Consider the following 11,899-nt stretch of genomic DNA (forward strand, 5'->3'; position numbering starts at 1 on the left):
CCTTCGGTTCCACTAAATCATCCGCTTGTGACACTCAAAGGGCGGAATGTGGGTTAAAAGCCTAAAGCAAAGCTCCTCGTTTACTCCAGTACTTCCTGTTGTTCCTACAGATGTTATACAAGACCCCTTGACAAATGAGTTAACGGGACTTAGACAAAAAGTGAAGCAAAAATGGCTTCAAACCTAGATATAGAAAGGCTTTTAGCTCGAATAGACATAAATCTAGTATTTACAAGGGTTTCAGGCTTTTTTAAGTCATCGACCTCTTTCCCTTTCTAAGAGGCATTTTCAGCCCCTTTAGGGGCTATAAAATGTCTAAGTCCCGTTAAGAAACGATTACCTAAACCCACCGGAATTTATCAAGCTTTCTATTCCTCAACATGCTGTCAAATCTTCCCCAGTTTGATTAGCGAAATTAGGGACTGGCTCACGCCATACTTTAAAGCAATCAATCTTTGGGATATCCCAAGATTTAGCAGTTTCCGAATCTCTGGAATATTGGCTTCCTTCAGTTTCGCTTGAGCGTGTTTTGAACCCAAACGGGCTGGCGGCAATCTAGAGGCGGGATACTTTCCCTGTTATCACAACAGGTTTTTGCTATTTTTTTATCAACGCTTTTTAGGGGTCTTGACACCAAGCCTGAATTCGCTCTGGTGTTAGTTGAGCTGAATGCTTCCAAAGGACGTGAATTTCTGCTAAGGTGCGGCAGTGTTTTTCCGCACACTCTCGATAACCACTCGAAGTGCGATCGCACAAAAAATGCTCAACACTACTAACTGACAAACCTAAGATAACCGCCAACTGTCCATAGGACAGCTCATCATAAATTTGCAAAAACTGGAGAGGAGAAAGGGGTTTAGGATATTGCTTATACGCTTCGAGTAATGCCCACTGGTACGGAGTCGGGTACATCAGTTAGTCCTCCTGCTGTTGCCAGCCATTTCCTTGGTGGGACTCCCTTTCCTTTGGTTTAGTTGAGGGCAGTTCTTGCGCTACCAGAGAAGCATCCTCCTCGAAAATCCAATCGGCTCTTATTCCCAACTCCCGCCTTGACTTGCTCTGCTCGTCTAAAAAGAGCAGGTAATGATATCCAGTAGCCTGTACCGTAGCGCCAGCCGCATAGACAATTCCTACAACACGTCCAAAATCACCCGCAGGGACTTTGCCAAACTTCAAAATTTGTGAGAGATGGAATAAAGGCGGCGGGAGTTGGGCAGGCAGGGTTGGAGGGAGACTTACTTCCGGGGCGATCAACAGTTGGGCGGACATGGCTTTTCTCCTAGATGCTTATTAGGTTTGGTATTGGGTGGTCACCCGCGAGTAGCAAATGAGTGTGGCAACTAATTTTGTTAGTTGAAAAGTTGAGTTCCTCTAAGTTGTGCTGATTGCGATCGCTGTTTGAGGAAAACAACGCTGATGCAAATTTGTAGTCAGGAGTATCGTCCTTAACTTTGATGCCTAGTATAGCACGGTGTTACTCCGAGTGATACTTTATCAGTGAGTGTTACTTGAAGATAAGATTGTTATGTCCGCAACCTCATCTCGGTTTAGAAGCTTGCCAGCGAAAAACCTGAAGCGAATCACTACTTATGTTGCACCGGAGGTCTATGCAGTTCTGGAGAAATGGGCTGAAGCTGATGGGCGCCCTCTAAGCAATCTTGTAAGCCGCATACTGGCTCAAGCCTCTCAGGAATATCTCCCCAGCATAGAGAAGAAGGAAGATCAGCCGGAATGAGCGAAACTGCATCACGCTGCTAATAAAGCGAGACCATCTGATGATGCCAATTGAAACTTCCAATCATAAAGATTTCTACTGCCGTCTAGCGGACTTGCACTCGTAGGCATCCAGAAGCTTCTATTGCGTTACAAGAAAATTGCTTCAGAAATTTAACTTTGTCAATTTTCAAAGCATGGAACCAGTTCTGGCTGCCAATGTTTCTACTGCTTCCGTTGCTACTTTAGCCACTGCCTCAGTCGGTAGCGATCGCAATATTCTCAATACTTGATCGAGAGGGTCGGAGGAAGGTAACTTTCCTTCAATGAGGTAAGTTTGGAAGTCTTGCAAGCTCCAACCTTTGAACGCGGCTAATTTCTCTAAATTTTCCGTTTCAGGCCAAGATTGACCGGATTCCCAAAGATTAACCGATGACTGACTGACACCCAGTCGTTTTGCAAACTGGCGCTGGCTTTGGGAACCTCGTATTTCTCGAACGTAAGTGGCTAGTCGTTCAGCTTTAGGATTCATACCACTATTTTATGCCTCAGTTCATTGATCTTTCTACCAATCAACCTTGAAGGATTTGCCTACTATTAGCGATATAATCAGTTTTGATGAACTCGTCAATCATTAAAGGTGGATGCTGATAAATTGCTGCCTTGGCGAAGATGAGTTTGTGCATCACAAAGCTAGGACATTGAAAAGACTAAAATATTACGCTCTTTTATCAAAGACTAGGGCAACAGGTAAAGCCTGCTTAGAAGCCGAAGCCCTCACCAAGCGCGATCGCTCTCTCTTGAGGCGACTGTCTTAAAAGCTAGCACAGCGACAATCAGGTGATCGCTTTCATGAAAATCCTTCAATGCTTTCCAGCCAACTCCGCTCTAGCTTAACGCCAGAAACAGTTTTTACAGTTGACTGCAACTGGAGCAAATCCGAGTGAAGGTGCATTACTGAGGCAAAAAATAATGGAGAGTAATTTACAGCCATCCAATGGCTCAACTCATCAGAACTTATCACTTGTTACTTATGTAGACCCGCTCCAGCTAAAACCACACCCTTGTAACTCCTCGATCTATGGAGAAGATGAGGATGTCACGGAACTGGTGAATCTGATACGTGAAACCGGATGGGTTAAACCCTTGGTTGTTAACAATCGGAAAATTATTATCTCAGGACACCGACGCTGGAAAGCCATTCTGAAACTGGAACGGAAAACCGTGTCAGTTGAAGTAAGGGAGTTTCCTGACGAAATCGCTGAACTACAGGCACTGTTACTGGAAAACGCCAACCGCTCTAAAACTGTAGAACAGAAAGTTAGAGAAGCTTCTGCCTGGAAAAACATAGAGAAGGAAAAGGCGAAAAAGCGACAATTAGCGACTCAGAACAACCACGCAGGCAGAGCAGTTCCGGAAAATTTTCCGGAACTGCTCAAAGAGAAAGGTGAAACCCGCGATCGCCTCGCCAAGCTAGTAGGTCTGGGGAGCGGTCGAAACTACTCTAAAGCCGCTAAAGTCGTAGATATCATAGACGAACAAACTTCTTCGGGCAATTTAGAAACAGCTCAAGCTTTGCGCTCAGTGTTAAACGGGCAGAGTGTAGACGCTGCGACCAAACTCCTGAAACGGATATCTCGAAGCAGCAATCACACGGAAGATTCTTTGAATGGAGGTTCGTCTACTTCCAGCAACTCGGATAAAGAGGAAGCAGCAAACATCCAACGCAGTTGCTGGACTTGCAATCATTGCAGTACAGAGGTCATAGAAGAAGACCATAGCTTTTACTGCAATTTGCTGGGGATTCAAAGCTTGCTAGACCAAGATGGCGACACGCGGGGAGCTGAATGCAATCTATGGAGTTACCGTTGGTCTGAAGCTACCCTTGCCAAAACCACCAATCCCTCAACTTTCAGTCTCATCTTTCCAGAACACTTGCACACCCTATTTCAGGATGCCGCACGTCAAGCAGGGATGAGTTTGGTGGACTGGGCAACAACAGTACTGGAGTCAGCAGCTAAGAATAGTTGCGGCACGAGTAAGCGTACCGATAGTAACACCAAGTCAGGAAGTAACAATGAAGCGGTAGTCAATGACGCGGCTAATTCTAAAGCCGAGCAGCTTGTCTTCCAAAAACAGAGTCACCTTCCTTCTGAATTGAGTGTTAACGGAAGCTCGTCCTTTTTCGACCAGATGACAAAACTTCCGTTGACAGAGCACTCCCCTGAGAGAGGACAAAACTGATGCAGCAGGAAGATAATGATGTTAGGAGTAATAACCTCTATTTTGGTGCATCACAACTAGAAATTAGCGGGTTGGATGTACTCCAGTCTCAGGTAGTCAAAAAGCGAACTCGTCGCCCTTCCAATCTACCTTTGACTCAGCCGCCATTATTCATGACTCAAGCTGTAGAAATGATGGCAACAGGGGCACCAGTAATCAGTGCAACGCAAGCGTACTTAAAGCGCCCAGATTGGGATAAGTATGGAAAAGATAGCCTGTACTTCCCGCGAGAATTTGGGAAGGGGAGGTCTGTTGAATTTTACATCCTCAATAACCAAGAACAGCAACCGGAATTCATCACGCATAAGGCAGAGAAAGAAATTCTTGAGAGATACGGCGTAATGGCAGCTCGGCTCCATGCTGTATTTGCTACTTATGCAGCAAAGCAGCAAGAACCTTGGAAAGAGTCGTTTAATCTGCAAGCGTCTGATCTAATCAAAGTGCTGGGACTGCACCGTACCAATCGGATGAACAAATCCCAAAAGCTCAAAGCAGTGGCGGATTTAGCTTGGATCGTTGGCACTTTAGGAGCTGAAATTCATTGGTATGAAGGGGAGTTGGATTTATGCATTACGCGCAAAAGTCCGATTTGGACAATTCTTTACGTTGAGGAATTTCATCAACCAGAACTAATTGAGGGAACTGCCGAACTGATCGAAGTTATTATTCGAGTTATGCCAGGAGCCTGGGCTGAGAAGTTCCTCAACAAAGAAGGCGAACAACAAAGGAAAGCACTTTACCAGTACGGGTTTATTAACCAAGAAGTTTTTAACCTCGACTGCTATAAGCAAGAGCTAGCTGCCGCATTGGCTCTGTACTTAACTCAAAATCGGCGCTCTCATATCAAAGGAACATACCGCATCCAAACTCTGCTAGAAGCTGTTATGTCCGCGCAGGAAATAGAAGCTATCCGTCAGGTAAAACAGTATCGATCACGTTTCGTTAAAAGATTTTACACTGTTCTGGAGGCTCTAACAGAAATCGGATTTAAGCTTCAATTTTCTGAATCGTTTCCAAAGGAACTGCTACCAGATTGGGCAGAGCTGCCGAAGGAAAATGAAAGTGAGTTAGATCCAGTAGCTACAGCCCCGAAACATCGGCAATTACCCAAAGGATTTTTTAACATCTGGCTTAATGGTGTGGTCAGCATCACTGCACCACCAGCTATTGAATCTGCCATGAAAGAGTTTGAGAAAAGGAAGGTTCAGATAGCTAAAGAGAAACCTAAGCGTAGCTCCAGAACATCTCCTAGGGTCAAAGGCGATGCTCGATCTGTCGAGACACCAACGAAGTCAGCTCAACCATCTCACTTAGAGGTACTGACTGGAGAGATAGTTAAGCAGCTTCGCTTCAAACAGGGATGGACTCAAGCTCATCTCGCCTCCAGAATTGGTAAGAGTGTCAGTTGGGTCAAACTGGTGGAAAGCGGACGACGAAGAATTAAAGACGATGACCGAGAAGCTTTGCGAAAACTCCTTGGACTGTGAGCTTTTCTCGTACTGACACAACTTCAAACTTCAGTTTTCACCAACCCACGGCGCTCACCGTGGGTTTCTTCGTTCTAATGCAATTGAAGGTTACAAGGCTGTAACCATTATTTTGTAAAAGCTTCAGCGTTTTTTGCCCTAAAAAAACCTCCCATGCTGTGACTATTAGTTCCCATGCTGTGACTATTAGTTCCCATGCTGTGACCTAAAAAATTTGAAAGTTACTTCTGGCAAAGGTTTTAGCTGAGGTTACAAACCTGATCAATTTGATTAATTTTGATCCGTCAGTAACTTTTTAGCCAAAAAAACCAGGGCGGTAGTGTATAAGGCGCACAAAAAGTTCTGCGTGGGGTCGCCAATAACTCCCACCCACCCTGCACTTATGAAACGCCAGTACACGAGCAAGCGCCATCTGTGTCCTGTCTGCCATCTTCACCACGGTTGTGCCATTCGAGAAGACGGCTTAATCGAGTGCCTGCATAATTCCAGTAAACATATCACTCCATCTGGATATCACTTCATTAAACCGCTGCTCCACAACCTTGGCGGTTTATTTGCCCCATTAGATAATCACTTGACTAGCTCGATAACATCTCAATCAAAACGAAAGCCACATCCCAACAACCTCACCCAAGCCGAATATCAGGAACTAGCTTTAGGGAGCGCGATCGCACCTGAGTTAATCGAGCTGAACTTCTTCCACCTTGAAGGAAACGAACCCTACGAGCGACTATTCATCTCTGATAAAATTCCCCGGCTCAACACAGGACGAGTCTCTAGCGGCTTCCTCAAACGCTTCCGTCACGTCGAACAGGGCGGTTGGTGGTGTTCAGGACTAGATCCATTCGATAACTGGCGACCAATGGAATGGGGACGATTTAAACCCCTTTCCCCTCGCCTCGATTGGGAGTCGGGCAAGCTAATTAAGTACGAATCGCCACCAAAAACCCCAAACCGTGTCACCTACTTTGACGTTCCCCCAGACATTTGGGACAAAGTAGCTCGACGATACAACATCAAACGCTATCACTCCCCTCTAGCTCTACGCCTGTGTGACACAAAGAAAGCTCCCAACTTTTGGGAATGGGTAATCGCTCATCCTCAAATCCCTATCATCCTTGCAGAAGGTGAAAAAAAAGCGGCTTGCTTGCTCAGTCTAGGATTTGTGGCGATCGCACTTCCCGGCATTTGGAACGGTCGCGTCGGCTTCAAAGACTTTGACGAAAGGCTACATCCCGATCTGCTCCCACTGGCACAGCCGGGGCGACGATTCCAAATTTTGTTTGATCGCGAAACCAAGCTCAAAACCCGCTGGGCTGTCTATCAGGCTACCCAACGCACTGGCAAAGCCATCGAAGCCGTCGGCTGTGTCGGCGAAGTCGTCGTGCTGCCGGGACCTGAGAAAGGCGTTGATGATTTTGTTGTGGCGCGTGGCAATGATGCCAACTCACTTGTGAGTGCGATTGTCGCGGATGCTTATACACTTAGAGACTACCAGCGCTTTTACCGCCCACGAGTTAGGGGACTGAGCGACAAGTACAAGCCCCACGTTCGGGTTAACGTGAAATATCTCTCTCAAGCCGTCTCCCTGCCTTCTAGGGGTTTGGTTGTGCTATCGAGCGATATGGGAACTGGTAAAACCGAACTGTTGCGGCAGTGGCGGCAAGCTCACCCTCAAGCCAAATTTCTCAACAACGGGCATCGCGTCAACCTGCTTAAAAATCTCGCCCAAAGATTGGATACCGAGATGTATTCCGCCGTCAGTCAGGGAGAGTTAGTTAAAGCCAACGCCCTTTCAATTACCATTGATAGTCTCCACAAATTGCAGACCGACGCGCTGACTTACGGCTGTGTCTTCATCGATGAAGCCTGCCAGTACCTAACTCACCTGCTGCACAGCAAGACTTGCCAGGAGCATCGCGCTGAAATCTTAGAGGTGCTGGAATACCTTGTCTACAATGCTCCTTTGGTTGTCATTGCCGATGCTCACATGGATGACGTGACTGTAAACTTCTTCAGGGCAATGCGCTCAAAAGGGGAAGAGCCTTTCATCATCTTCAACTCTTGGAAGAATGGCGGAAGAACGATCTCTTGGTACGAAGGGAAGGATAGTAGCGCTCTAGTGGCGACTATTAGTGCGGCTCTCATGTCGGGACAGAAAATTCTGGTTGTCTCTGACTCTAAGCGCTTCATCAAGAAGCTTGAAGCGTTACTGAGTGTCTCTTTTCGCGTTGAAGAGTCGGATTCTCGCTCCTCCACTCCACTCCGGATTTGGTCGGTTCACTCAGAAAACTCCGGCAGCCAGGAAAATGTTGCGTTTATCACTGATATTACGAACGCGGTCAAAGACTTGGACGCTTTACTCGCCTCACCCAGTTTGGGAACTGGGGTGGATATTCCTGACTATCACTTCGATGCCGTGTTTGGCGCTTTCCACGGCGCTTCTCAAACAGCAACCGAGTGCGCTCAACAGCTTTACCGCTACCGCCCTATCGTACCGATACACGTTTGGGTAGCGCCTCGCCCTCCGTTTGGTTACGCGGACTCTAACGCTACCAAAATTAAGGAACACATCCTTCAGACCAATGAAATGACCGCGTTTTTGATTCGCATAGACAGAGAAACCGGGCGGCGTGGGGCGGAGAAGGACTGGGCGCTTGAGGCTTACTGCCAGATTAAAGCCGCTCGCAATCAATCGATTAACAACTTGCGCGATGATTTGCGAAGTCTTCTGGCTTCTATGGGCAATGAGATTATACCTTTGGGCAAGGAGAATGATGAAGCTGCCCATACCCGGTTGAAAGCAGCAGCTTTATCGCTTGCTGTTGCCCACAATCGGGCAGTTGTAGGGGCTAAGGATATTACGGCATCAGAGTACCGAGCCAGGGCAAGCAAGGATTATTTGAAGCCAGAAGAAGTATTTGAATGCGAGAAGTTCCGCCTTCGTGATGCTTACGGCTGTGAAGTTACTTCTGAGCTAGTGGCTCTAGATGATGGAGGACGGCTAATCAGTCGCCTTGTGCAGCTAGAAGCCATACTGACAGAACCAGACGGTACGATTACTGACCCAACAACGGGTAGAATTTACCCAGCTCCACCACAAAGGTTAGCAGAACGAGACCTCACTGAACGAGAACTACTGCCCATCTGCACGGATTGGGGGAATTATTCGGCACGCTGGCTGGCACGATTCAATTTGGGACTGCGGGATATTCTGCAACGTTTAATCGCAGGGGAGGGGATTCGCGCTACTGACCCGGACTTGTCACGAATGAGTGCGATCGCGCAACAATGTGCGGTTCATATTAAAGCGATTCTCGGCTTTACCGTGCCACCCGGCTGCTCTCCGATGTGGCTCCTCGCGACCCTAGTCGCTCAACTGGGGCTAAAGCTCGTTTCTAGAAAAGAGGGCGCAAGGGGCAAGCAAGTCAGAATTTACGTCTTGGCTCCGGATGAAAGAGACTTTGCGCTAATGGTTCTTGCTCACCGAGAAGCCAAGCGTGTTGAGAAGTCCCGAATAGAGGAAGAAGTAAGAGAACGGCAGCGACGCTATCAAGCGGCAATGCAGTCCCGCTATGGTGTTGCGCCTCCATCCTCGCCCGTATCCACCCCCCTCGATAATGGGTCTACTCAACATTTATTGAGGGGGGTGGATACAGTAGCCAATCCTCTTTCTGCGGAGGCTGAACAAATGGCTGAGGTAGCTTGGCATAAAGAAGGTGGAGCCCAAGCGGTAGCTGATGTTAGGGAAGCCTGGGATATAGAACCCATTTGACATCTTTACAGGACTGAATTAAGGTACTCATACCTCACCACGTCAGAAGGGGGCAACAATACTTATGCGATCGCTCCCTCCTTCACAGCCAATCGCCAACTGTATGTGCAACAGCTTAGTCCCCCAGCGCTACTCCCTCACGACGGGGATCAGCACCGCCGAGCAGTTCCTGATTAGTCAGCAAGATTCCCTGCGAACCACTGGTTTGTTCTACAACTTGCACTGAATGACCCATCGCTTCTAAGGCAGGCTTGAGTTCAGCAAGATTTGTACCCGCCTCCAGTTCCGTTGAAGCATTACGGTTGCCAAAATTTGGGAGGGATATAGCTTGTTGGCTGTCGAGTTTCCAGTCCAGCACTGCAACGAGTGCCTTTGCAACGTAGTTGATAATTCGACTACCGCCAGCAGAACCAACCACCATCACTAGTTTGCCTTTGCGGTCAAATACCATTGTAGGAGCCATCGAACTTCTGGGACGCTTCCCAGCTTCTATGCGATTAGCAACTGGCTTACCATCTGCTATGGGTGAAAAAGAGAAATCCGTTAGTTCGTTGTTGAGCAAGAAGCCTCGCACCATCAACCTTGAGCCAAAGGCATCTTCAATGCTACTTGTCATCGACACCGCGTTACCAAAGCCATCGACGATCGCAAGGTGGCTAGTGGAAGGAAACTCTCTAGAATCATCTTGTCCCCAATTGTGCACCTGTCGTGACGATAACTCACCCGGTTTAGCTTCACCCATTGAACGCTTAGGAGCGATTAGCGTAGCACGGCGCTTGAGGTACTCAGGGTTAATTAATTCTTTTATCGGTACTGGCACGAAGTCCGCATCAGCCATGTACAGTCCCCTGTCAGCATAGGCAAGTCGTCCTGCTTCGGAGAAGAGGTGGACGGCTTCTACTGAACCTGGCTTCAAGGCAGCTAGGTTGAAGTGTTGGAGAATGCCCAGAATTTGTAACACAGTCAGACCACCGGAACTGGGGGGTCCCATACTACAGATTTTGTAAACCCGATAAGCTCCGCACACGGGTTCCCGTTCTTTTGCCTGATAGTCTGCAAGGTCTGCGGTTGTTAAGTCGCCCGGTATAGCTGCCTTCGTTACTGTAGCAACGATGTCGCGAGCAATCTCACCCTTGTAAAAACCATCAGCACTACGCCTAGCAATCAGACGCAGCACCTCGGCATAGGGCTTATTGACTAGTTTTGTGCCAACTGGCTTGGGTGTACTGTCTGGTTGATAGAAGTAACTCCTAGCTGGCTCTAAGCGGGGTAGATACTGCTCTTTACTCAGCAGAGTGTGCAAGCGCGGCGAGATGGGGAAGCCTTGCTCAGCTAGTTGGATAGCTGGTTGAAACAATTGTGACCAGGGTAAGTTGCCATATTTCTTGTGTACCATTTCTAGCATCCGCACTGTTCCTGGTACGCCTACAGATTTTCCTCCAACAACGGCGTCGTAGAACTGTAGCGGTTTGCCGTCCTTCCCTAAGAAACGGTCGGGCTTAGCAGCGGCAGGGGCAGTTTCTCGACCGTCATAGGTATGAAGTTTTTGAGTTTTCGCATCGTAGTAAACGAGGAAAGCACCACCGCCAATACCAGAAGACTGTGGCTCAACCAATCCGAGTACTAATTGGACAGCGATCGCCGCGTCAACGGCATTACCCCCAAGTCGGAGAATGTCATGACCCACTTTTGAGGCTAGCGGATTAGCTGTCACTACAACATACTTCTGGGCGCGGACGGCTTCACGTTCGCTTCGACCACTCCCAGCTTCAGGTGCAGGGCGGTCTTGGGTAAGCCCCAACAACATGGGAGGCAGGAGGGCAGCGCCGAGGCCAAGGGCTAGTAGACGAGAACGGAAGGAAAGTATAGATGCAATAGTCAATGCAATTTCTCCTGATCAAATCGAGAAACAAAGCGATTGCTCTTGCGAGTTACTAAGGAGCTATTGCACATTTAAACGGAAGCGATCGCTACCCATCCTTCTCACCCCAGAACTCAGAACCCAACTATCAATTGGCGACCTTCCGTTAATATTAACGGAAGGTCGCAGTGAGGTGACCTGTTATCAGGTGTTATCACTTGAGGTAACCTGTTATCAGGTGTTATCACTTGAGAAACCGTTGTGAAACCGCATTTTTCCGAAGTTTACCAGCACGTATCCCTTCCAGAATAGCGAGAGCGTTGCGACTCTGAAAGAGTCAGCGCAGATCGCACTCATCACATACTGATGGTTTCTACTCTATGCCGAGGAACTGGACATCTGAGCTTGGCTTTAATTGATTCCTAGCTAATAAATCGGTTGCCCTATACTGGCAGATGGCAATCCCTATCAGGTGAAGACGGACTTGTTCGACAAGGAACGCCAACAATCAGTGGACAACGAGGCACCCCTCGCGGCAAGGATGCGTCCTCGCACCCTCGATGAATTTATCGGGCAAGACCACATCATCGGAGTGGGACGCCTGTTGCGTCGTGCTATCCAAGCTGACCAACTTTCTTCCCTGATCTTTTTTGGCCCACCTGGCACGGGGAAAACAACTCTCGCTCGGATTATTGCCAACACTACTCGCGCTCACTTCATTGCGATTAACGGGACTTAGACAAATTTCAAGCCCAAACAAAGCCCAAACTAGCTTTGTAA

9 protein-coding genes are annotated in these 11,899 nt (G+C 47.9%); 5 read left to right on the plus strand and 4 right to left on the minus strand.

Annotated elements, in window-relative coordinates; translation table 11 throughout:
• Positions 1 to 618: 618 nt before the first annotated feature.
• Complete coding sequence (locus AC5JL3_RS23250) at positions 619 to 912, minus strand: PCI domain-containing protein (RefSeq protein WP_496076738.1); 294 nt, start codon at positions 910 to 912, stop codon at positions 619 to 621.
• Positions 913 to 915: 3 nt separating this feature from the next.
• Positions 916 to 1,269 carry a hypothetical protein gene (locus tag AC5JL3_RS23255; RefSeq protein WP_496076739.1) on the minus strand — a complete coding sequence of 118 codons (354 nt, stop codon included), beginning with the start codon at positions 1,267 to 1,269 and terminating at the stop codon, positions 916 to 918.
• 256 nt (positions 1,270 to 1,525) lie between these two features.
• Here AC5JL3_RS23255 and AC5JL3_RS23260 point away from each other — a divergent pair, with 256 nt between their 5' ends.
• A complete protein-coding gene (locus tag AC5JL3_RS23260) occupies positions 1,526 to 1,735 on the plus strand; it encodes a ribbon-helix-helix domain-containing protein (protein ID WP_496076740.1) in 210 nt (69 codons plus the stop codon).
• Between the two features lie 168 nt (positions 1,736 to 1,903).
• Here the strand turns inward: AC5JL3_RS23260 and AC5JL3_RS23265 are convergent, their stop codons facing one another.
• A complete protein-coding gene (locus tag AC5JL3_RS23265) occupies positions 1,904 to 2,245 on the minus strand; it encodes a helix-turn-helix domain-containing protein (RefSeq protein ID WP_348258588.1) in 342 nt (113 codons plus the stop codon).
• Between the two features lie 440 nt (positions 2,246 to 2,685).
• On the opposite strand from AC5JL3_RS23265, the gene AC5JL3_RS23270 reads away from it, so the two are divergent.
• The 3 genes from AC5JL3_RS23270 to AC5JL3_RS23280 all read left to right on the plus strand — a co-directional run bounded on the left by AC5JL3_RS23270 (position 2,686) and on the right by AC5JL3_RS23280 (position 9,258).
• The gene (locus AC5JL3_RS23270; RefSeq protein ID WP_496076741.1) at positions 2,686 to 3,957 is read left to right on the plus strand and encodes a ParB/RepB/Spo0J family partition protein; all 1,272 of its coding nucleotides are present in this window, start codon (positions 2,686 to 2,688) and stop codon (positions 3,955 to 3,957) included.
• Entirely contained in the window at positions 3,957 to 5,483 is a 1,527-nt protein-coding gene (locus tag AC5JL3_RS23275; RefSeq protein ID WP_496076742.1) for a helix-turn-helix domain-containing protein, read from the plus strand. The genes AC5JL3_RS23270 and AC5JL3_RS23275 overlap by 1 nt, the downstream gene beginning before the upstream one ends.
• A gap of 382 nt (positions 5,484 to 5,865) precedes the next feature.
• Entirely contained in the window at positions 5,866 to 9,258 is a 3,393-nt protein-coding gene (locus AC5JL3_RS23280; RefSeq protein WP_496076743.1) for a plasmid replication protein, CyRepA1 family, read from the plus strand.
• Between the two features lie 115 nt (positions 9,259 to 9,373).
• Here the strand turns inward: AC5JL3_RS23280 and ggt are convergent, their stop codons facing one another.
• Positions 9,374 to 11,140: a gamma-glutamyltransferase gene (ggt, locus tag AC5JL3_RS23285; RefSeq protein ID WP_496076744.1), complete on the minus strand. Its 1,767-nt coding sequence runs from the start codon at positions 11,138 to 11,140 to the stop codon at positions 9,374 to 9,376.
• A 451-nt stretch (positions 11,141 to 11,591) separates the two neighbouring features.
• Between ggt and AC5JL3_RS23290 the strand changes: the two genes are divergently transcribed.
• Complete coding sequence (locus tag AC5JL3_RS23290; protein WP_496076745.1) at positions 11,592 to 11,858, plus strand: AAA family ATPase; 267 nt, start codon at positions 11,592 to 11,594, stop codon at positions 11,856 to 11,858.
• Positions 11,859 to 11,899: the final 41 nt, after the last annotated feature.

The organism is Symplocastrum torsivum (assembly GCF_059505465.1).